Source organism: Pelodictyon luteolum, assembly GCF_001622165.1.
Classification (GTDB): Bacteria; Bacteroidota; Chlorobiia; order Chlorobiales; family Chlorobiaceae; genus Chlorobium; species Chlorobium luteolum_B.
Genome location: NZ_LVWG01000009.1, coordinates 1 through 20,236, shown reverse-complemented (window position 1 = coordinate 20,236; position 20,236 = coordinate 1). Strand labels below are relative to the sequence as shown.

At 57.7% G+C, this 20,236-nt stretch carries 20 protein-coding genes; 8 read left to right on the top strand and 12 right to left on the bottom strand.

The genetic code is table 11. The features are described 5' to 3' along the window. The first annotated feature begins 36 nt into the window (after positions 1–36). The gene (locus tag A3K90_RS00765) at positions 37–1,209 is read left to right on the top strand and encodes an NAD(P)/FAD-dependent oxidoreductase (protein WP_369690398.1); all 1,173 of its coding nucleotides are present in this window, start codon (positions 37–39) and stop codon (positions 1,207–1,209) included. 35 nt (positions 1,210–1,244) lie between these two features. Here A3K90_RS00765 and A3K90_RS00760 read toward each other — a convergent pair whose 3' ends face one another. Further along, positions 1,245–1,709 carry an SET domain-containing protein gene (locus A3K90_RS00760; RefSeq protein WP_303680705.1) on the bottom strand — a complete coding sequence of 155 codons (465 nt, stop codon included), beginning with the start codon at positions 1,707–1,709 and terminating at the stop codon, positions 1,245–1,247. A gap of 482 nt (positions 1,710–2,191) precedes the next feature. Between A3K90_RS00760 and A3K90_RS00755 the strand changes: the two genes are divergently transcribed. Both A3K90_RS00755 and A3K90_RS00750 read left to right on the top strand, forming a co-directional pair. Further along, complete coding sequence (locus A3K90_RS00755; protein ID WP_303680704.1) at positions 2,192–2,449, top strand: hypothetical protein; 258 nt, start codon at positions 2,192–2,194, stop codon at positions 2,447–2,449. Beyond that, positions 2,446–3,777, top strand: a complete 1,332-nt coding sequence (locus A3K90_RS00750; protein ID WP_303680703.1) for an aminoacetone oxidase family FAD-binding enzyme — start codon at positions 2,446–2,448, stop codon at positions 3,775–3,777. Before A3K90_RS00755 ends, A3K90_RS00750 begins: the two co-directional genes overlap by 4 nt. Here A3K90_RS00750 and A3K90_RS00745 read toward each other — a convergent pair. The 5 genes from A3K90_RS00745 to A3K90_RS00725 all read right to left on the bottom strand — a co-directional run bounded on the left by A3K90_RS00745 (position 3,759) and on the right by A3K90_RS00725 (position 8,096). After that, positions 3,759–4,706 carry a hypothetical protein gene (locus A3K90_RS00745; RefSeq protein WP_303680702.1) on the bottom strand — a complete coding sequence of 316 codons (948 nt, stop codon included), beginning with the start codon at positions 4,704–4,706 and terminating at the stop codon, positions 3,759–3,761. The genes A3K90_RS00750 and A3K90_RS00745 overlap by 19 nt on opposite strands. A 227-nt stretch (positions 4,707–4,933) precedes the next feature. Next, positions 4,934–7,000: a YdbH domain-containing protein gene (locus A3K90_RS00740; RefSeq protein WP_303680701.1), complete on the bottom strand. Its 2,067-nt coding sequence runs from the start codon at positions 6,998–7,000 to the stop codon at positions 4,934–4,936. Between the two features lie 9 nt (positions 7,001–7,009). Beyond that, positions 7,010–7,357 (bottom strand): YdbL family protein, encoded by a 348-nt coding sequence (locus tag A3K90_RS00735; protein WP_303680700.1) that lies wholly within the window; start codon positions 7,355–7,357, stop codon positions 7,010–7,012. Positions 7,358–7,374: 17 nt separating this feature from the next. Next, positions 7,375–7,572 (bottom strand): YnbE family lipoprotein, encoded by a 198-nt coding sequence (locus A3K90_RS00730; RefSeq protein WP_303680699.1) that lies wholly within the window; start codon positions 7,570–7,572, stop codon positions 7,375–7,377. Beyond that, positions 7,569–8,096: a DUF2141 domain-containing protein gene (locus A3K90_RS00725; RefSeq protein ID WP_303680698.1), complete on the bottom strand. Its 528-nt coding sequence runs from the start codon at positions 8,094–8,096 to the stop codon at positions 7,569–7,571. The genes A3K90_RS00730 and A3K90_RS00725 overlap by 4 nt, the downstream gene beginning before the upstream one ends. Before the next feature lie 165 nt (positions 8,097–8,261). On the opposite strand from A3K90_RS00725, the gene A3K90_RS00720 reads away from it, so the two are divergent. The 3 genes from A3K90_RS00720 (at position 8,262) to murB (ending at position 11,300) form a co-directional block, all read left to right on the top strand. After that, the gene (locus A3K90_RS00720; protein ID WP_369690396.1) at positions 8,262–8,888 is read left to right on the top strand and encodes a nitroreductase family protein; all 627 of its coding nucleotides are present in this window, start codon (positions 8,262–8,264) and stop codon (positions 8,886–8,888) included. A 116-nt stretch (positions 8,889–9,004) separates the two neighbouring features. After that, entirely contained in the window at positions 9,005–9,535 is a 531-nt protein-coding gene (locus tag A3K90_RS00715; RefSeq protein WP_303680696.1) for a hypothetical protein, read from the top strand. A gap of 115 nt (positions 9,536–9,650) precedes the next feature. Continuing rightward, positions 9,651–11,300 carry a UDP-N-acetylmuramate dehydrogenase gene (gene murB, locus A3K90_RS00710; RefSeq protein ID WP_303680695.1) on the top strand — a complete coding sequence of 550 codons (1,650 nt, stop codon included), beginning with the start codon at positions 9,651–9,653 and terminating at the stop codon, positions 11,298–11,300. Positions 11,301–11,319: 19 nt separating this feature from the next. Here murB and A3K90_RS00705 read toward each other — a convergent pair whose 3' ends face one another. The 6 genes from A3K90_RS00705 to A3K90_RS00680 all read right to left on the bottom strand — a co-directional run bounded on the left by A3K90_RS00705 (position 11,320) and on the right by A3K90_RS00680 (position 18,165). Beyond that, positions 11,320–12,135 (bottom strand): FAD/NAD(P)-binding protein, encoded by an 816-nt coding sequence (locus tag A3K90_RS00705; protein ID WP_303680733.1) that lies wholly within the window; start codon positions 12,133–12,135, stop codon positions 11,320–11,322. A gap of 47 nt (positions 12,136–12,182) precedes the next feature. Beyond that, positions 12,183–13,196: a 4Fe-4S dicluster domain-containing protein gene (locus A3K90_RS00700; RefSeq protein WP_303680694.1), complete on the bottom strand. Its 1,014-nt coding sequence runs from the start codon at positions 13,194–13,196 to the stop codon at positions 12,183–12,185. Positions 13,197–13,209: 13 nt separating this feature from the next. Beyond that, complete coding sequence (locus A3K90_RS00695) at positions 13,210–14,040, bottom strand: 4Fe-4S dicluster domain-containing protein (protein ID WP_303680693.1); 831 nt, start codon at positions 14,038–14,040, stop codon at positions 13,210–13,212. A gap of 12 nt (positions 14,041–14,052) precedes the next feature. Next, entirely contained in the window at positions 14,053–14,502 is a 450-nt protein-coding gene (locus tag A3K90_RS00690) for a hydrogenase iron-sulfur subunit (RefSeq protein WP_303680692.1), read from the bottom strand. A gap of 37 nt (positions 14,503–14,539) precedes the next feature. Next, positions 14,540–16,510 (bottom strand): CoB--CoM heterodisulfide reductase iron-sulfur subunit A family protein, encoded by a 1,971-nt coding sequence (locus tag A3K90_RS00685; protein WP_303680691.1) that lies wholly within the window; start codon positions 16,508–16,510, stop codon positions 14,540–14,542. A 146-nt stretch (positions 16,511–16,656) separates the two neighbouring features. Then, the gene (locus A3K90_RS00680; protein WP_303680690.1) at positions 16,657–18,165 is read right to left on the bottom strand and encodes a heterodisulfide reductase-related iron-sulfur binding cluster; all 1,509 of its coding nucleotides are present in this window, start codon (positions 18,163–18,165) and stop codon (positions 16,657–16,659) included. Between the two features lie 206 nt (positions 18,166–18,371). On the opposite strand from A3K90_RS00680, the gene mscL reads away from it, so the two are divergent. Further along, positions 18,372–18,857 (top strand): large-conductance mechanosensitive channel protein MscL, encoded by a 486-nt coding sequence (gene mscL, locus A3K90_RS00675; protein ID WP_303680689.1) that lies wholly within the window; start codon positions 18,372–18,374, stop codon positions 18,855–18,857. A 92-nt stretch (positions 18,858–18,949) separates the two neighbouring features. Continuing rightward, positions 18,950–20,185, top strand: a complete 1,236-nt coding sequence (locus A3K90_RS00670; protein WP_303680731.1) for an LL-diaminopimelate aminotransferase — start codon at positions 18,950–18,952, stop codon at positions 20,183–20,185. The last annotated feature ends 51 nt before the right edge of the window (positions 20,186–20,236 follow it).

Genomic DNA, 20,236 nt, shown 5'->3' with positions numbered 1-20,236 from the left:
TATTATCACGACAAACAGCATAATGCAGTGAAGAACATAAAGAGTGTGCTCATACTCGGCGGAGGCATTGCCGGCGCTGAAGCGGCAATTGCGTTCCGCAAGAAGGGATTCTCCGTTGAACTGGTATCAGACCGAGACCACCTGTTCATTTTTCCCATATCGATATGGATACCGGTCGGAACCTTGAAATACAGCGACGCGTCCATCCCGCTCAAAAAACTGGCCCGGCGTCACGGCTTCACCCTGACCATCGACCGAGTCACGGCCATTGACGCGGAGAGCCGCAGGGTGTGGCTTGAAAAAGGCGGGGAGCGGAGTGGAACGGACGCTGTGGTCGTGGCGCTCGGCGCCGCAAAGATCCAGTACCCCGGCATGGAGCATGCCCGCTCCATCTGCGCAAGCCCGCAGAACTCACTCTACCTGAAAGAGCGGGTCGATGCCATTATCGCAAAGGGGAGCGGAAAGATCGCTTTCGGGTTCGGGGGCAATCCAAAGGATAAGAGCGCGGTGCGCGGCGGACCGGCCTTCGAGCTTTTCTTCAACCTGCACCACAAGCTGAAGAAGCTCGGCATCCGTGACCGCTATGAGATGACCTTTTTCGCCCCGATGCCGCAGCCGGGAGCCAGAATGGGCAGGAAGGCGCTTGAGGCGATGGACGGCATGTTCAGGGATAACGGGTTCAAGACACGGTACGGGAAGAAAATCACTGGCTTTGACGAGGGCGGGGTCATGTTCGAGGACGGCAGCCGTCTGGAGAGCGATTTCACCATGTTCATCTCCGCGCTTGACGGCCACCGGGTCATCAAGGAGTCGAATCTTCCGCTGAACCCGTCAGGCTTCATTATGATTGACGATTACTGCCGCATCGATGGGATCGAAGGGTGGTACGCAATCGGTGACTCGGCAGCGCTCGAGGGTCCCGAATGGAAAGCCAAGCAGGGCCATCTGGCTGAAACCATGGCCGTCAACGCCGCACACAACGCTTCGATTGCCGTGCAGGGCCGCGAGGGAACCCTGAAAGGCTACCGCGAGCACCTGAACATCCTCTGTGTCATGGATATCGGAAACGGTGCCGGCTTCGTTTACGCTGACGGCATCAAGGAGGTCTTTTTTCCCATGCCGCTTTTCGGCCACTGGCTGAAGCACGGCTGGGCGCATTACTACCGGTTCAGCAAGCTCGGCAGGCTTCTTCGGACTTCGGGCGTATAGACCCACCAGAGACCGGGCAAGGCGGGCAGGGGAGCTTACACTGCCTCCTGCCTGGTGCTCCACCACTCTTTGCCGTAATTGTAGAAGAGTTCTTCTCCCTTGCTGATTGCCCGGAGCGCATAGAGCACCAGTTCAGGGCCGGTGGCCGTATCGTCGAGCCAGTAGGCGACATTGGGCTCGAAAGAGTGGTTGAAAAGCATCCCGTAGCCCATCACGACGAGCCGCGAGCGCTCGGTGTTTCCGTAAAAGACATAGTTTACGAGTTCTCCTCCGACATCAGTGTCCCTCACCTCAAGAGCCGGGCACCGTTCGAGTACCTCCCCTTCATTGATTTTTTCCAGGGCGAATGCCCCGCGCCCGGCCACGCTGGATGGCCCTATGCCGATTTTTCCTTTTGAGGGTACCCTGTATTTTCTCCCGGTGAAGAAGATCGCGAGTGCTCCGGTAAGGAGGCCGAGAGAGAATATGATGATAGAGAGCAGGTATACATTGACATGCATGGCGGAGGGGTCTCTTCTTGAACTGTCGTATTGGTTTAACTGGCTGCTCTCATAAAATAACGTTTGTTTCCCTCATCCCGCTCCCCCCTGGTAATGAAATGCTTGCGGCACCGGTTCATGAACGACGGCCGGATCAATCTAATGCGCATCGCATCCGCATTGACCTGCATGCAGAAGTGAGCCTTCCGGACTGGGATGGCCTGCAGTGTCTTGTTCCGAGAAGGGGCTGGGCGAGGAAGGGTGTATCAAAACGGGATCCTCTTGACCCGGGAGCCTGCTTCGGCTCTCTTTTCGGTATCCTGCTTTTCCATTCTCCTCGCCCGTTCTCTGAACCCGGATCTCTAGCGGATGCCGATGGTGTTTATCTGCGGGAACGTTCTTTTTGCCTATCTTATGCTCATATCGGTTTTCATGCTCTCCCTGTTTGTTATATGGCGCAGGCTGCAGCAGCATGATTCAGTGGCGGTACCCAAAACAAGAGAATGATCCTCAACAGCATGCATGCTTCAGGGTGGAAATATTTTCAGCTTCCTTCAAAGAAAAGGCTCTTGAGGATTCTGGTGTTCATTGGCGTGGCGTTTCTGCTCTACGCTCACTTGCGGCCAGCTCCGGATGCTGTCGATACGGCGCCGGTTGCCTCCGGTGCGGACCTGTTCGAGGGTATTGATGGTGGTGCGACGATCATTCTGCACCCGTTTCCGGATCTTCGTGATGGTGAGGGCATCAAGGATCGGGCATGAAGCACTGCAGGGTAGCCATCATCGGCGGCGGAGCCTCAGGCATGGCTGCAGCTCTTGCAGCTTTGAGGGTACCGGTTCAGGGGGGCGGGTCGAAGGCTGAGGGTTCCGTCGTGGTGTTTGAGCGCAACCGTCGTACCGGTGAGAAAATCAGGATATCCGGCGGCGGGAAATGCAATCTTACCCATGCCGGACCGGTTGATGCCATTCTTGAAGAGGGGTTTCTCAGGAAAGGGGAGCGCCGCTTTCTCCGCCATGCCCTCCACAGCTTCACTAATGAGGACATCACTGCCATGATGGATGCCGAAGGGGTCGGGCTTGAGGTGCGCCCCGACGGGAAGGTGTTTACAGCGGGCGGTGATGCCAATGCGGTTGCCGAGGCCCTCAGCCGGAGGATGCAGCGTGCCGGCAGCATGCTGATGTATGCTTCAAGAGTGATGCGGGTCAAGAGGAGGGAGGGGATGTTTGAGCTGGATACGGAGGGGGGCATGTTCAGGGCGGAACGACTGATCATAGCAACCGGCGGCGCTTCATGGCCGCAGCTTGGTACGACGGGGGACGGCGTCCGGTTTGGCGTCTCGCTCGGCCATAAAAAGACGCCCCTCTCCCCGGCACTCGCACCCGTCTACCTCATCGACCCTCCCTGCAATGGACTTTCGGGTATCGCCCTCCGCTCCGTAACCCTTCATGCCTCTTCGGGAAAAGAGAAGAGTTCCCGGAACGGGGACGTGCTCTTCACCCACCGCGGCCTCAGCGGCCCTGCGGTGCTCTCTTTATCACGCGATGTTGCCCTCATCATGCAGTCCACCGGGTCCTGCAGCATGATGGCAGATCTGTTTCCCTTCCATGAGGAGGCTGCTCTGGAGGATGAACTGCTCCTTCATGCAGCGCGTAACGGAGGGCAGATGGTGCGCAAGTTCCTGCAGTCATGTCCGATTGCCCCCACCGGCAGGATTACTGGCGGGAACCATCCTAACGGCACCATCCCGACCGCTTTTGTGGCCTGTATCCTCCGGCACGCCGGTATTGGAGACGACACGGTCTGGGGTGGACTGCAGAAGAAAGCCCGGCACTCCCTGCTCTCGGTGCTGAAGCGGTTTCCGCTGGGTTCGGTCTCGAAGGTCCCGATGGAGCAGGGTGAGGTTTCGGCTGGCGGGGTCGTGCTTGGGGAGGTGAACCCTAAAACGATGGAGTCGCGACTGGTCCCAGGGCTGTATTTCGCCGGTGAAGTGCTCGACTACACCGGCGAAATCGGCGGCTATAACCTGCAGGCGGCTTTTTCCACAGGATGGCTCGCCGGAACCTCAGCCGCTCAGCCTCCGCAGGAGTAGGATGGCTCGTCGGCGCCGATAAGGGTTTCCAGTCCTGTCGCCCGGCACTTTTCGACACTGAACCCTTCCCCATCCTCGCTGTTGATGAAAACGCGCTCGCCCCTGAACCGTATATGCATGGGGACCTTCACCTTCCGCTCGTCACCGCAGACATTGTTTTTCAGTCCGGGGCGGAACACTTCCTTCACACCCTCAATGCTCACTTCAACCGCTTCGTCCACCGTGCTGAGGCCCTTGATGCTGCCGTCCTGCGTAAATTGAAGGGAGTTGGTGTCACCATGGATGCCGTTGGGTTCACTGTCATAGGCCCTCATGGCGCCGATTGGCGTTTCGATCATAGTCTTTTTCAGGGGTTCGAGGGAGCCGACAGCCCCGTTTTCGTAAAACGAGACCCCTTTTCTTGCTGTGATCATCCCCAGAGGTGTCATGATGGCCAGGGACTCTCCGGGCCACAGGGTGAGGCTTTTCAGGGCACCGCTTTCATAGAACCGGAATGCAATAACCTTCGCATGCAAGGCACCCTGCGGTGAGTCGAAGCTGAGCTTCTCGGCGAGCTTCAGCTCATTCTGCCAGGACCAGAACCCGCTGAGCTTGCCGTCGAGCGGAAAGACCCGTTTCAGCGCACCGGAGGGGTAAAATGTCACGAGTTCGGCCGAGAGCGGCCCGATGGGGGTCATGAGCATCGTCCGGGTCTGCAGGGGGATGGATTTTGGTGTTCCGTCCTTGTAGAAGCAGAGCGGTTTAAGGGTACGGCGCCCCATGTCTTCCGTTTCAAACTGGGGGACCACGTCGCCGAATGGTGTTTTGAGGATCTGGGGGCCGGCAATGAATCCGCCGTCCATTCTGCTGTTCGAGGCCAGATCACGGAACTCGATCCCCTCAAGTCCTCCGTACGGGGTGATGCATGGGTGTATGGTTCGGGTTGTCATGATGCTGTGGGTGTTCCTGATTGGTGAACGGAAAGGTGCAGAAGTTGCGATACGGTTCTCACTATTCTTTTGCAATAACCGTGCCGGGATCAGGCTATCTGTTAAGTTGCTATTCTATAATGGCTTATATCTTGACCCAATCTCATCCCGGAGTCGTAAAAGATACGGAGATGTAGGAAAATGGAAGCTTGGGTACAGGGGGGTAGGAAAACAGGAGATCCTGCGGCTCAGTTCTCCCTTCGGAGCGCTTTTTCTGAAATCGAGCGCTCGATGTCGGAGGATATGCTCAGGCTTTTCATGAGGTCGAGGAGGTTCTGGCGGATGGTGAGGTTGATTTCTACCGGGCGCCCGCCCTGGTATTCGGGGTTATGGCCTTTCAGCTGGACGGTTAAAAGGGACTCGCCATCAGGAGCCATGTCGATTGAAGAGGTGAGCTGCATGTAGAGGAAGTTGGTGAGTGCCTCATAGGTGGTTCTGAGCCCGGGGTTGGCGGCGGCGCGCTCCTCGGGGGTGGTGGCATAGATGATCTGCCCGGATTCCTCGGCTCGCATGCCGCCGTTCTTGATTGCGATGCTCTCTTTTTCCATTCTGACGGGTATGTTGCCAAGAAGGGTGCCGGTTGCATAGAGTTTTTTCGTGCCTTGCAGGTCCAGCAGTTTCTGCAGCGGGAGGCTGCTGAAATGCAGCACGCTGTTTCCGCTGCCCTTCAGCATGTCATAGCGTGCTTCGGTTATGCTGAGGGTGGAGTTGAAAAATCCTGCACTGAAGTTTGTAAGGCGTACCATGTCAGGGGACGCCGGATCGCTCCACAGCATGGCTCTGCCTGCAGGGTGGGTGAGGAGCAGTTCTCCGCCCTCTGCCTTGCGTTTGAGCTCTTTCATGCTGAAATCGAGGGTAAGGGCACCGGTCGGGTAACGGGTGAAGTTCGCCATCGGCTCCGTGAATCTGTAGGAGGTCTCTATTCGGGTTTTCGGGTCTCGGATTGAGATGGTGCCTCCACCCTCTGAGCGGAGGGTGCCGTTATGGATCGCAAACCCCTTTTTCTCAAGAGTGAGGGGTAATGTCCCGTAGATCCGGCCTTTGAGTGCCCCTTTATAGGCTCCGTGGAACTTGACCGTCTGCAGGGCATCGACGCCTTCAATCCTTACGATGATAGGCTTCCTGCCGGATGGCGCTTGAGTTCGGGCGGTTTTGGCTTTGAGGGTTCCCTGAAGCATTCCTGCCGAGAGGGATGTAAGCCCTATTCCCTCCGGGCCTCCGACCGATATCTGGGCCTTGAGGTTCCCGATGATGGGCCCCTTGCCCGGCTCGATCGACAGCCACTCGTGCATGGTGCGGTCGTACCAATGGAATGCAAGGGGCTTTGATGCCGAGATGCGGGCACCCTCTATACTCAAGACGGAGTCGCTGTAGACGATAGGAATGCTTCCCTGCAGGACCCCTGTGGCAAAGGGCTTTGTTCGCCCGCCTGCTTTGGCTCCCTGCAGGCGTAGAAGATCGGCGTTTTCGATATCGAGCTGGAATGCGGCCCGATTCCGGAGCATATTGTAGGCAAGCGTGTCGGTCGAGGCCCTCATTCCGAAGAGTTCCAGGGAGGAATTGTTGAGGGTGAGGGTGCAATGGTTGCTTGTGTCGGGCAGAGCGATGAGGGTGGCCCGGATGGCGGTTACGGGCAATGGACCGGACTCGTTTTCAAGGCTCCGTACCCTGATGTCGGCTTTTTCTGGTGCCCATCCCCGGTTGGCCGCTGCCAGAAACGGGAAACTGATGCCCCGGGCCTTGAACCCGCCGGCATCCATGGCTGCATCATCAACCACATACGAGGCGGCAAGCGGGGTGAATGTCGGCGCATTGAGGCCGTTCAGCGAGATGCTCATCTCCACTCCGGCAAGAGGGTCGGTATCGGAAAAACTGAATGCTTTGGAGTCGGGTCCGAACTGCAGGCTGTCGGCAGTGATGCGAAGGGTGATGGTGGCTTTTCCTGTGGCGGCGAGCTTCGAAAGATCGGTATTCCAGTGCAGCTGCGGCCTCTTGAGTGCTGCCTTGTAGAGGGTCGCTGTGGTGTCCGGGGAGCAGGGGCCCGGCGGCACCTCAACAGCGGCTGTGAGGGCAAGGCAGCCTATCGAGTTGAAGCCGGGCCGAAAGAGGCCTGTGATCTCGATCTGGCGTCCGGGAGCTTCAAGAACGGGACGGAGAAGGGCGGGGGCAATCTGCGGAAAGAAAACCCATGCTGCCGCAATAAGGAGCAGCGGCAGCAGAAGGAGCAGGGGGATTAATCGCAGCAGCCATTTCACGGGAAGCGGTCAGGGTGTTTTTTTCTTCCATTCGCCCTTTATCTGGATCCATGTGCCTTCCGGAAGCCGGCTGTAGATCTTCTGGAACATCATTGAGCCGACGACATCGAGCGCAAGGTTGTTCTGGGCCGCAACCCGTGCGTATTCGGCCCTGCGCTGGTTGTTGATGTTTATGATGAGGGCGGCTGCATCCCCTGGTGCGCCTGGGGGCACGGCCAGCAGGCCGTTGTCGACTTCTCCGGCAAGCCCGCTGGAGCGTGCCGTATCAAGGTCAAGTGCCGAAGCTGGTGCGGCCAGTGCCATCAGCATCATCATACAAGAGAGGATGGCGAGAGAGAAAATCGATTTCTTTTTCATCGTGCTGGTTCTCCGGTTTAGAATAGTCCCTGTTTGTTGTCAAGCAGCGAGTCGAGCTCCCTGTCGACCTTGACGCGGATTTCATGATCGATTTTGATGTTCATGTTGATTACGATCGGCTTGTCGGGGGCTTCGACCCTGACGGTGGGATTGCATCCGAGGAGGAAGGATCCCGATACGAGAAGCATGAAGAGGGACGTGTTGTTCCGTTTCATCTGTGGTCCTTTTGCTGTATGCTGCCGTTATGTGCGTTGCTGCTGTTCTTTGAACCTGTCATTTTCTCAAGATAGTTCATAGCGACCCTCACTTCAACTTCTTTTCCTGTAATCTCGAAGCGGGCCTCCTTGAAACTCGGGGGACCGTATCCGATGGGAGGATTGTTAGAGACCCCGAACCCTTCCTTGGGGATGCCGATGAAGGTCTTGTCCATTTTCCCGTTGCCGTTTTCATCGTGCAGGATGCTTACGGCGTAGGTGCCGTAAGGGATGTTCCTGAATTCAAAGACAGGGGACGCACCCTGCAGCTTCATTGCTTTGGAGAGATAGGCCCGCTCGGGTTTGTCGGGGAAGCCCTGTTTTGACGTGTAAAGGGCTGCTCCGATAATGCCCTCTGTGCTGGAGAGGTCCATGACCTTTACCCGAAGGGATCCTCTTTCGATGTTGTTACCGGCGTCCGGCACCGATGCCGAGAGCAGGGGGACTGCAAGCAATGGGAGGAGGAGTGCTTTCAAGCTGTGCATGTGTTCCTGTAGCTGGTTGTATGGTGTATGGTGCGGGTCGTTCTTTTATTCTGAATATACACAATCAACGGCACCTGCCCGAGATTCCGGAACGGGAGGGGCGTTTCATGCGTTCATGTTTTTTCATTAGTTAAGTTTTTTTCACCAGAAGCCACCGGGAGAGCAATGAGCATGAATCGGGATTTCCTTGAGGCCGTCCGCCACCGCCGATCGGTCTATGACATCGGTGCTGACGTGGCGGTTGAACACGACCGGGTCGTAGCGATTGTCCAGCACGCCATACTCCATACCCCCTCAACCTTCAACTCGCAGAGTTCTCGCGCCGTGGTTCTGAAGCCTGATGCACACCGGAGGCTCTGGGACATTGTTCTCGAAATCCTGCGCGGGGTTGTTCCCGATGAGTCTTTTTCGGCGACTGAGGAAAAAATCGCAGGGTTCCGTGCCGGTGCGGGAACCGTGATGTTTTTTGAGGACCAGACCGTGATCGATGGCCTCCGCACCAGCTATCCTCTTTATGCTCAACAGTTCCCCCTCTTTTCGCTGCAGACTTCGGGCATGGCGCAGTACATCGTATGGACCGCGCTTGAGGATGAAGGATGCGGCGCATCGCTCCAGCATTACAATCCGCTTATAGATGAAGCGGTGCAGCGTGAATGGTGCCTCCCGCCTTCATGGCGTCTCCTCTCACAGCTGGTTTACGGCAGTGTCAGGCATTGGCCCGGCGAAAAGTCGTTCCTGCCGATTGAAGAGCGTGTGCTGGTGAAGGGTGAAAAAGAGGGAGCCGGGCCATGAATGGCATCCGGCTCATGATATGTTGTACTGTTGAAGTGTATTTTCCCCCTATGTATTCCCCCCTATCTATTGTCGCTGTAGCTTGTCTAACGTGCAGAGCATGAGGGAGGAATGGAATGGAGAGGAGAAATGTGACGACGGGGGTGTTCCTTGAGCATCTCGCGGCTGAAAAGGCCATTGAAGAGCTGCGATCATCCGGATTCAATCTTGCAAGGCTTTCACTTATCGGCATGGATTCCCCTCTTGGGGGGCATGTTTCGGGTTTTTACCGTACCGGTGAGAAGCTGAGGGCGTGCGGGAAGCTCGAAGCCTTCTGGCAGGGTCTTTCCCGACAGTTTTCCTCTTCAGCCTCTTTTTTTGTGCCCGGCATCGGCCATGTGATGCTGTTCGGTCCCATAGTGGAACTGATTCTTGCTGCCCTTGAGCGGGAGCTTGTGGTCGGCGGGCTCAGCGCAATCGGTGCGGCGCTCTTCAGTATCGGCATTCCGAAGGAGTGCACGAACCGGTATGAAGCCGCACTCCGGGATGGTCATTTCCTTCTGGTGGCGGAAGGAACGGCCGATGAAGCTGAAGAGGCACGGCGGATATTGAATGCCACAAGCGAAAACGATGCTGTCGTCTACCACTCGACCGTGCCGGGGCCATAGGCGGAAGTGCCGGGCTGGGGCTTTTCTGAAATGAGCAGGCGGGAGCCTTGAGAAACCCGCTCCCGCTTTGTATGTTACTGTTCATGTACCGCCTGTGCCTGAATGCGCCCCGATCATGTCAACCTATCCTCCAGCGATGAGCCACTCCACTCCTCCATGCCGGTATGAAGCCGATGTTCCGCTGCACTCCAGAGCGTACTACGGGATCGGGGGCAGGGCCCGGTTCATTGCGTTTCCCTCCTCGCCGGCCGAATGTGCCGACCTCGTCCGCTGGAACCGGACAGAGGGCCTACCGCTTGCCGTCCTCGGCAGCGGCAGCAACACGCTGTTCTCTGATGATGATTTTCAGGGGACCGTTCTTTCCCTTGAGGCAATGCAGCGCATCTCGCGCACCGCTCCTCTCGAGCTCTTTGTGGAGGCGGGTGCCGAGAACACCGCTGTGGCTCTGGAACTGCTCCGCCAGGGCATCAGCGGGGGAGAGTGGCTCTACCGTCTTCCCGGCCGTATCGGCGGAACGGTGAGGATGAACGCCCGCTGTTTCGGTGGCGAAATATCGGCGGTGACGGCCGGTGTTTTCGTCCTCTCACTTGACGGGACCCTCTTTATGCTTCAGCCCGAAGAGGTTTTTCATGGCTATAAAGATACCTCTCTCATGCACAGGCCGGGCATCGTGCTCGGAGTCCTGCTCCGGTTCGGGGGATTCGGCACGCAGGAGGAGATCGAGGCCCGGATGAACGGCCATCTCGATGAGCGGCTTCAGAAACATCACTTTGACCACCCCAGCTGCGGCTCGGTGTTCAGGAACAATTACGATGCCGGCCGCCCCTGCGGCAGGATATTTGAAGAGCTCGGTTTCAAGGGCGCCAGGGAGGGAGGGGCGGTTGTCAGCCTGCACCATGCCAACTTCATTTTCAATGAAATCGAAGCCAGTGCCGCTGATGTCCTTCGCCTTGCAGGACGGATGAGGGCCGCTGCGTTTGAGCATGAGGGGATACAGCTTCAGCTTGAGCTTGAATGCATCGGCCGGTTCCCCTTAAAGCTGCTTGATCGGTGCGGGGTGTCTTCTGTCGTCGACCGGGATGATCCGGACTATGGCTGGGCTGGTATTCTTGATGGTCCCGGTACGCCTGAAGCAGGAGGAATCCCCTCAAACTTCTTTCCAAGGGTGCTTCTCCGGGGACCCATGACGGGTTACTCCGGCCGGGAGATGGAGTTTCCTTCCGGGGTGGAGGTGCGTCTGGAGCAGCTGATGCCGCTCAGCCTTGCCGCAATTGAATGCGACCGGCCGTTCATCCGCTGGAGCACGTCCTCTCCGCTGCCTGCAGGGTTCATGGTACCGCCGGAGCATGGGCCGGATGCGGATGGCTTCATGGACAGGCTCTGGGAGTATGGAGCCTCAGAGCTGTTCATTGGCGGCGGCAATGGCCCCTATCTGGAATTCGAGGCGGGACCTTCCGGCCTCTGGCTTGCAATCCGCTTTGAGGGTCTGCGCCGTCGGGCTGCGGGCCATCTGCGGCCGTCAGGAAAGCTATGGAGAAATGGAGTTGTGGTGGAGTTCGAGGAAGGGCGCTTCGGGATGACCTTCACGTACGGGGTGCTCGGCCCGTTCATCGAGCCTGAGAAGGGTGGCGGAGGTGTGCTGCCGCTCCAGTGCTGTGCTTGCGGTGCAGAGGGTTCGCTCGGGCTTCTTCCCTGGTGGAACGAAGCACCCGAACCTCCGGACTTCCATCGTCCGGAGAGGTTCTTCCGGGTCATTCTCGACTGAATCGGAAAGAGACGGCTGCCTACAGGTCGGCCTGAGGCATGGCGGACACTTCGGCAGCGGTAAAGACAGGGCCCTCCTTGCAGACATAGACCGAACCCACATTGCAGCGACCGCACTTGCCGATGCCGCATTTCATACGGTTTTCCAGCGTCGTATAGACGTTCTCCTCCTCAAAACCGAGTTTCTTCAGGGACGCCAGCGTGAACTTGATCATGATGGGCGGTCCGCAGAGCACGGCAACGCAGTTGCCGGCCGCGGGTGCCGCCTCTTCGAGGATCGTCGGCACGAACCCTACACGGTGTTTCCAGTCGGGTGTCTCCCCGCCCGGATCGACCGTAAGGACCAGTTCAACGTCATCCCGCTTTTCCCACTCTTCGAGTTCCTGCTTGTAGACAAGGTCGGCAACAGTTCTTGCACCGTAGACGATGGTGATTTTTCCGAACTTGTCACGTTGGTCGAGGCACGACCATATGACACTGCGGGTAGGGGGGAGAGCTATGCCTCCGGCAATGAAGAGAAGGTTTTTACCGTGGAACTCTTCAATCGGAAAGCGGTTGCCATACGGCCCGCGGAATGTCATGAGGTCTCCGATCTCAGCGGATGCGAGTGCTGCGGTGACCCGGCCTGATTTGCGGAACGTGCATTCAATATAGTCGTTCCGGGTCTCGGGGCTTGCGACGCAGAAGGTGCTTTCCCCCTCGCCGTAGATGCCGTAAAGGCCGAACATGCCGGTGCGGTATGCCTGCTTGAACTTTTCGAGTTCAAGCGGGTCTTGGAACTCAAGCCGCATGGTCCTTACGCCGGGTGCCTCGTCGCGGGTGGCGACGATGTTCATGACGGCCGGACGGTAGATGTTTTCCCCTGATGTCGTGTTGTGTGCAGTCACCGCTGTAGTGTTGATATCGCTTGTAAAGTTTCCGTTACGCCCATGTCGACCGGGCACTCACGGGTGCATCGTCCGCAGCCGGTACAGCTGTTGACGTTGAATTTAAGGGAGAAGTAATTGAACTTGTGCATGATGCGCTGCCTCCACCGGGCAGACTGTGTCGCCCGCGGGTTGTGGCCGGAGGTATGCATGGTGAAAAGAGAAAACGAGCAGCTGTCCCAGTTCTTGCGCCTCACGCCCTGGTAGGTGTCTCCCTCGTCCTGGATGTCGAAGCAGTGGCAGGTGGGGCAGAGGTAGGTGCAGGATCCACAGCCGATGCATCGTTCCGAGATCTCTTTCCAGAACCGGCTTTCGAAGTTTTCCGGGTCGGCAAGCCACCGCCTGCATGCCTCAAGGTCGAACTTCACCGGGACATCGGTGAGGGGGGCCGGTGCGTCGCCGCCTTCTTTCAAGAGTGAGGAAATGGAGGAAAGGGCGTTCTCTCCGCGTTCGGTGAGTGCCTCGACCTTCCAGCCGTTACCGGCGGCAAGAGGGCGGAGCAGCACGTCGGATCCTTTCGTGCTGTCGGGCGCAAGTCCGAGCGAGGTGCACATGCAGAAAGCGTCTGAGTGTGTGCATGCAATGCTGAAGATGACGGAGCTGTCACGGCGTCGGAACCAGTACGCATCGTGGTAGTCCCAGTCGAAGAGGGCGTCGTCGACCTGCATTCCTGCAGCATCGCATGGACGGACCCCGAAAATGATCCTTCGGCCCTCCGGCGGGATGAACTCCTCTGTTTCGATCTGCTGTTTTCCTATCCGGTATCCAAGCATCGGTTCAGTGCGCGGGAAGAAGAGCTCTTTCAGGGTGCTTCGGGTAAGGACCAGGTCGAGGTCGAGCGACCCGGCGTCTTCGACTTCCCGAAACCCCGAGACCCCCCCGGCAGTTGAAGGCCCGAAGACCATAAGGCCGTCCTCCCGCCACCTGGCGATGCAGTCGTTGAGGCTCGCGGAATAAAGTAGTGTGGCCATCTCTTGTGTTCAGTTAAAGAATGAAAGTCTCGGGATCGTCTTTTCTGAAGCTGGCGAGCACCGGCTCCTGCGCTTCGTCCATGCCGGGATAGTGGTCGAACGATCCCTGGACCTCATCGCTCATCCTGCGGTTGAGGAGGTGCAGCGGGATGTCGGCCGGGCATGCCCGGCTGCAGTTGCCGCATTCGACGCACCGCCCTGCAAGATGGAATGCCCGGAGGAGGTTCCATTCAAGGTTGCCGAGGGTGTGGGATGAGGTGTTGACCCACTGCGGCTGGTTGTTGTCGACCACACAGCGGCGGCACCAGCACATCGGGCAGGCCTGGCGGCATGCGTAGCATTTGATGCAGCGGGAAAATTCCGCTTCCCAGAAACTGAACCGCTCTTTAGGCGTCATCGCTTCGAGCTTCTCCTGCAGTTCATGCGGCGGCTGACTCTTGCGCTGTTCCTTCGCTGCGGCAATGAGTGATTTAAAATCAGCGGCTCTCTCGCCCTGAAGTGCTGTTACTTCCTCACCCTCAATCCTGAACCCCAGCACCAGTACCTGAGCGGTTTCGAGCTGCGACTCCGCGGCAAGGATGTTGAGCGACCGCACGCCGTCCAGATTGAAAAAGACGGCCACCTGTTTCTGGTCGCTGAGGAGTCCCTCGCGAAGCAGATAGCCCGAAAGGTTTGTGCGGCAGGCCTTGTCGAGCACAAGCCGGTCCGTTTCATCCGGGCTGGTGATGAAAACGGGGCGTCGGCGGTCCGGGGTTGATCCCGTACCGTAACCGATGACCATTTTGACGGTTCCCGAACTCAGCAGTTCTTTTGCACGGGACCGGTAGTGTTCCTGTATGCTCATGAAGAGGGTGGATTATAATGGAGCTGCGCTGCCGGTTTCGGCAATAAGTTTATGGTACTCTTCAAAGGGTCCGATTTTTCTGATGTCCTCGGTAATCTCCCTGATCAGTTCGGCGAACTTGATACCCTCGGCGGCACTGATCCAGGAGAATTTCACACGTTCTTCGGGCACGCCGGCAAACTGCAGGAGTGAGTTGAAGACGGTCCAGCGACGGCGGGCGTGGTAGTTGCCGTGGTCGAAATGGCAGTCTCCGGGGTGGCAGCCGCTCACCAGCACCCCGTCGGCACCCTTCTGCAGGGCCTTCAGAATGAACATCGGACTGATCCGTCCGGTGCACGGCAGACGGACGATGCGGACGTTGGACGGGTATTTCAGCCTGCTTGTGCCGGCCAGGTCTGCCCCTGCATAGGTGCAGTAGGTGCAGACGAATGCAACGATTTTCGGCTCGAACACTTCACTCATCGGTGGTATCTCCTGCTCTGGTTTCAGGGCGGGGGCATTAGAGCCCCATCACCGCTGCAAATATCTGTTTTTCTGTAAACCCTGCCAGATCAATGCTGTTCGATCGGCAGAAGGTGACGCAGGTGCCGCATCCCTGGCAGAGACCGGGGTTGACGGAGGCTACGCGCCGGATGAGGTTGCCTGCACGGTCGGTGATGTCCTTTTTTTCGATGGCGTTGTAGGGGCAGGCGAGTACGCAGCCCCAGCAGCCCGAACAGGTTGCCTCGTTGTTCATGGCGATGATGGGCTCCCGTTCCAGCTTTTCACGGCTGAAGAGCGCCAGTACCTTGCTTGCCGCTGCCGAGGCCTGGGCGACGGAGTCCGGGATGTCCTTTGGCGACTGGCAGGCTCCGGCAAGGAATATACCTGCAGTCGCGGTCTCGACAGGGCGGAGCTTCATGTGGGCCTCGTTGAAGAACCCGTATTCGTCACAGCCGATACCGAGCGTTTTGGCAAACTCTTTGGCATCGGGCTGCGGAACCATGGCGGTGGCCAGCACCACCATGTCAGCCGGTACCTCAACGGGTTTGCCGAGCAGGGTGTCGACGCCTCGGACCATCAGCTTTCCGTTTTCCTGCCACAGCTTGCTGACCCTTCCGCGGATATAGCCTGCACCGTCTTCCTCGATGGCGCGCCGGGTGAACTCGTCATATCCCTTGCCTGCGGCCCGGATGTCCATATAGAAGACCCGGCTCGTGCCGTGGTGGTTTTTATGCGCATACAGCATGGCATGTTTGGCCGTGTACATGCAGCAGATCTTCGAGCAGTAGCTTACGCCCTTCGACGGATCCCGCGACCCGGCGCACTGGATGAATACGACGGTTTCAGGCTCTTTTCCATCAGAGGGTCGGGCTATCCTGCCGCCGGTGGGGCCGCTTGCCGAAGCGAGCCGCTCGAACTGCAGACCTGTCACCACATCGGGATAGCGTCCGTAACCGTATTCTCCGTAAAGCGAGGTGTCCTGGATCTGGAACCCGGTCGCAACCACGATTGCGCCTATTTCCAGATCCAGATACTCGTCCTGCATGTCGAAATTGATGGCATTGGTCTGGCATACTTTCACGCAGACCTTGCACTTGCCGTTTTTGAAGTAGGTGCAGTGCCGGCTGTCGATGACAGGCTTGTTCGGTACGGCCTGTGCGAACGGCGTGTAGATGGCGGGCCGGTTCGCCAGCCCGCAGTCGAACTCCCCGGAAATCTTCTTCTGGGGGCATTTCTGGATGCAGTCCCCGCACCCGGTACAGGCTTGCATGTCGACGTAGCGGGCCTTCATTTTGACCCTGACATGGAAGTTCCCTATGAAGCCCTCGACCTTTTCGATTTCTGCATAGGTGAGAAGGCGGATGTTCGGGTGCTGCGCCGCCTCGACCATGCGTGGCGTCATGATGCACTGCGAGCAGTCAAGGGTGGGGAAGGTTTCAGAGAGCTGGGCCATGTGACCGCCAAGCGAGGCTTCCCGCTCCACCAGCACGACCTCTCCGCCGGCATTGGCGATGTCAAGGGCCGCCTGGATGCCTGCAATGCCGCCTCCGATGACGAGTGCGCGTTTTGTGACCGGCACCAGAATGGGCTGCAGCTCATTGTTCCGCTTTACCTTTTCGACAAGCGAACGGGTGATCTCGATTGCCTTCTCTGTTGCTTCATCTCCATCGCTGTGGACCCATGAGCACTGTTCCCTGATGTTTGCGATTTCGCAGAGGTAGGGGTTGAGTCCTGCTGCCGCACAGGCCTTACGGAATGTTGCTTCATGCATGCGGGGCGAACAGGCGGCGACGATGACGCCCGTGAGCCCTTGCTCGACGATCGCTTTCTTGATGCTCTCCTGGCCGGGGTCGGAGCAGAAATACTTGTACTCGGTCGCAATGGAAACGCCGGGATGGCTTTCCATTGCTGCCTTGAGCTTGGTGCAGTCTACCTTGGCGGCGATGTTTTCGCCGCAGTGGCAGACGAAGACTCCTATTTTAGCCATTGATCGTCTCGGTTTTGGTCCGGAGTTGCTGCTGCTCCCTTGCAGCGGGCTCCCTTGAAATTCTGTTGCGCGCGCCCCTCTTTACACCTGCGAGGTGCAGCTCTGCATTGAGAGGCGGTTTTTAATGCGCTTTTCTCTTTGGGGTGTTATCTGTGTGAGACCATGTCCAGTGCGGGGACAAAATGCTTGCCGACGGCTACCTCTAGGGGATCTGCACCGCAGGCGATGGCTACCAGTTCGGAAATATAGTACACCGGCATCTGTTTGATGTCCCCGTAGCGCTTTCTCATTCCTTCCTGGCGCATGTCGAGGTTGGCGTGGCAGAGCGGGCAGGCGACCGCATAGGCTTCGGCCCCGTTCGCCTGTGCATTCCTTGCGATGTTGTGCGTGAGGTCCTCCACCATGCCCTGCTGGGCCAGTGTGAGGCCAGCACCGCAGCACTCGATCTTGAAGGCCCAGTCGACGGTGGAGGCTCCGAGAGTCTGGAGGACAGCCTCCATTTTCATCGGGTTTTCGGGGTCGTCGAACTGCATGGCATCAAAAGGTCTGACGAGCAGGCAGCCGTAGTAACAGGCCAGGGTAAGGGATGTCAGCGGTTTTGTCACATGTTTGGCGATCTCTTCCGAACCGAGGGCTTCAAGGAGCTGTGTCACACCGATGAACTGCGCCTTTCCTGTCGCCTCCATGCCGGTCGTCTCCTTCAGTTCACGGCGGAGCTCCGGATCTTCCATGAGGGCACGGCGTGCCATGACCTGGCGGTTCTGGCATGCCGCACAGGGAGCAAGTACCAACTCCATCCCCTCCCGGTCTGCCAACGCCTGGTTGCGTGCAGGAAGCAGGAGGGAGAGCTTGTGGTTGGTGGCATGTGCAGAGGTGGCGCCGCAGCAGTTCCAGTCGGGGATTTCCTTCAGCTTCAGGCCGAGAAGCGAGCACATCTTCCTGACGGAGATGTCATACTCCTTCGCGGTTCCGCTGAGTGAGCATCCGGGATAGTAGCCGATGGTCGAGCCGGGGGCTATTGCAATCGGGGTCCCTGCAGTGAACGTGTTTTTTTTAGGTTTCCGCGTCGCTGCATGGTGGAGATCCTGTTTTTCGGAAGCGGCGAATATTGCCGCAATCTCCTGTTTTCCTTTGACGTCCTCTTTGCCTGTAAGGGCATGGAGCGGATTGATCTTGCCTTCCTTGATCATGGTGATGCCGGCTCCGGCGTCCTGAAGGAAGCTGCGGGTGCGGAGTTTGTAGCTCTGGACGAGGGAGAGTTCCTGAAGCCGTCCGTGCTTTTTGACGTTGTTCAGGAACGAGACATGGAATGCTGTCACCAGCTTTTTTGCTTTGTCGTCTGAAACCATTCCGGTTCTGAGGGCGATGGAGCGCAGGGCGTCCATGGTGCCTGCAATGTCCATGTTCTGCGGGCAGCGGGAGGTGCATGTCATGCACCCGACGCAGTACCAGAGTGCGTCGCTTCTGAGCGCCTCCTCGACCATGCCGGCCTGCACAAGGCGCATGATCCGGGTGGGAGGGTTGTCCATAAGGTTTCCGGCAGGGCAGCCTGCCGTGCATTTCCCGCACTGATAACAGCTGTTGAACGCATTGCCGGTCACCTCGGTGATCTCCTGCTTCAGGCGTTCGCCTTCAAGTCTCTTTTGTTCTTGCACGAAGTGGATATGGCGTTGGGTTCAAGATGCGGGCTCGGAAAGGGCGAAAACATAGCATAGTAATCAAATATTCAGAAAATACCATGTTGTAGGATGATTTCAGTTTCCGGAGCTGTACCTTTTATGGTGATGTTAATCTCTGGTGCCGGGTGCGCCGTGCCGGCTCAGCATGACCATATGAACCAGATATGAGAGGGGGCAGTACTATGCTGAAAGAGTTCAAAGAGTTTGCACTGAAGGGCAACGTGGTCGACATGGCGGTGGGTATCATCGTCGGCGGAGCGTTCGGCTCGATTGTCAATACATTGGTATCCGAAGTCATGATGCCGCCGCTCGGTCTCCTTACGGGGGGAGTTGATTTCAGCAACCTGTATGTCGTCATGAAGGAGGGTATTGAGCCGGGTCCCTATGCGGCGCTTGCCAATGCCAGGGCTGCCGGGGCCGTCACCCTCAATTACGGTCTCTTCCTCAACGCCGTTGTCAGCTTCACGATCATGGCCTTTTCTGTTTTCCTTCTCGTGAAGGCAATCAACCGGCTTCGGCAGAAAGAGGCAGCCGCACCTGCTCCGCCATCCAGGAAGACATGTCCATTCTGCCTGACGCAGGTGCATGAAAAGGCGTCACGCTGTCCGGCATGCACTTCCGAGCTTCCGGCAGTTGTAAGCCCCGGAGCAGTTGAAGCAGCTAAATAAATACGGGCGACGTATTGATTTCAGCCGCTTTTTGCTTATGATTGCTGAACATCCACTTCCAAGTGACCCATTCACTCTTCCGGACACCGCCCATGTTTGATGAAATCGAGTTTGACAGGATCAAGCGCCTTCCAAAATATGTCTTTGCCGCCGTCAATGAACTGAAAATGGCTGAACGGAGGGCAGGGGAGGATGTGATCGATTTTTCGATGGGCAACCCGGACGGCCCGACCCCGCAGCATATTGTCGACAAGCTGATTGAAAGCATCAACCGCCCGAGAACCCACGGCTACTCGGTGTCGAAAGGGATCTACAAGCTGCGCGGCGCAGTGGCAAACTGGTACCAGAGGAAATACAACGTTGATCTCGACCTTGACCGTGAGGTTGTCGTGACCATGGGCTCGAAAGAGGGGTATGTCCATCTTGTGCAGGCCATCACCAACCCCGGCGACCTTGCCATGGTGCCCGATCCCTGCTACCCGATCCATTCCCAGGCGTTCATTCTGGCCGGTGGCAACGTACATCGCATGAAGCTGGAGCTGAACGAGGATTTCACCCTTGACGAGGATGCTTTCTTCCGCAACGTGGAAACCGCCCTCAGGGAGTCGACCCCGAAGCCGAAGTACCTGGTTGTCAACTTTCCCAACAACCCGACGACAGCGACCGTCAATCTCTCCTTCTATGAAAAGCTGGTTGATATCGCACGCCAGGAGCGCTTCTATATTATCAGCGACATCGCCTACGCCGAAATAACCTTTGACGGCTATGTCACCCCGTCAATCCTGCAGGTGCCGGGAGCCAAGGATGTTGCGGTTGAAAGCTACACCCTCTCGAAGACCTACAACATGGCCGGCTGGCGCATGGGGTTCATGGTCGGCAACGCCAAGCTTGTCGGCGCGCTCGAGAAAATAAAGAGCTGGCTCGATTACGGCACCTTCACCCCGATCCAGGTCGCCTCCACCGTTGCCCTGAACGGAGACCAGAGCTGCGTGCAGGAGATTACGGAGGTCTACCGGAAACGCCGCGATGTCATGATCAAGAGTTTCGAGAACGCAGGCTGGCCGCTTACCACTCCGAGGGCAAGCATGTTCGTATGGGCCCATATCCCCGAACCCTTCCGTGAGATGGGGAGTCTTGAGTTCTCGAAGCGGCTGCTGAGGGAAGGCAAGGTCGCCGTGAGTCCCGGTATCGGCTTTGGTGCCTATGGGGACGAGTATGTGAGGATAGCCATGATCGAGAATGAGGAGCGCATCCGCCAGGCGGCCCGCAACATCAGGAAGTTCCTCCGCAGCCACGGTGTCGATACTCCCCAGGGACCGGGGGAATAATTCCCCCGCTCAGGGCTTCTCTGCCGTCATGTCGATATCAAACACCACTAG

Coding starts and splice junctions, on each gene's coding strand:
- A3K90_RS00670 (WP_303680731.1), top strand. CDS start 18,950: ATGTTTGATGAAATCGAGTTTGACAGGATCAAGCGCCTTCCAAAATAT.
- mscL (WP_303680689.1), top strand. CDS start 18,372: ATGCTGAAAGAGTTCAAAGAGTTTGCACTGAAGGGCAACGTGGTCGAC.
- A3K90_RS00730 (WP_303680699.1), bottom strand. CDS start 7,572: ATGAAACGGAACAACACGTCCCTCTTCATGCTTCTCGTATCGGGATCC.
- A3K90_RS00695 (WP_303680693.1), bottom strand. CDS start 14,040: ATGAGCATACAGGAACACTACCGGTCCCGTGCAAAAGAACTGCTGAGT.
- A3K90_RS00745 (WP_303680702.1), bottom strand. CDS start 4,706: ATGACAACCCGAACCATACACCCATGCATCACCCCGTACGGAGGACTT.
- A3K90_RS00690 (WP_303680692.1), bottom strand. CDS start 14,502: ATGAGTGAAGTGTTCGAGCCGAAAATCGTTGCATTCGTCTGCACCTAC.
- A3K90_RS00735 (WP_303680700.1), bottom strand. CDS start 7,357: ATGAAAAAGAAATCGATTTTCTCTCTCGCCATCCTCTCTTGTATGATG.
- A3K90_RS00720 (WP_369690396.1), top strand. CDS start 8,262: ATGAGCATGAATCGGGATTTCCTTGAGGCCGTCCGCCACCGCCGATCG.
- A3K90_RS00755 (WP_303680704.1), top strand. CDS start 2,192: ATGATCCTCAACAGCATGCATGCTTCAGGGTGGAAATATTTTCAGCTT.
- A3K90_RS00685 (WP_303680691.1), bottom strand. CDS start 16,510: ATGGCTAAAATAGGAGTCTTCGTCTGCCACTGCGGCGAAAACATCGCC.
- A3K90_RS00700 (WP_303680694.1), bottom strand. CDS start 13,196: ATGGCCACACTACTTTATTCCGCGAGCCTCAACGACTGCATCGCCAGG.
- A3K90_RS00715 (WP_303680696.1), top strand. CDS start 9,005: ATGGAGAGGAGAAATGTGACGACGGGGGTGTTCCTTGAGCATCTCGCG.
- A3K90_RS00750 (WP_303680703.1), top strand. CDS start 2,446: ATGAAGCACTGCAGGGTAGCCATCATCGGCGGCGGAGCCTCAGGCATG.
- A3K90_RS00725 (WP_303680698.1), bottom strand. CDS start 8,096: ATGCACAGCTTGAAAGCACTCCTCCTCCCATTGCTTGCAGTCCCCCTG.
- murB (WP_303680695.1), top strand. CDS start 9,651: ATGTCAACCTATCCTCCAGCGATGAGCCACTCCACTCCTCCATGCCGG.
- A3K90_RS00705 (WP_303680733.1), bottom strand. CDS start 12,135: ATGAACATCGTCGCCACCCGCGACGAGGCACCCGGCGTAAGGACCATG.
- A3K90_RS00760 (WP_303680705.1), bottom strand. CDS start 1,709: ATGCATGTCAATGTATACCTGCTCTCTATCATCATATTCTCTCTCGGC.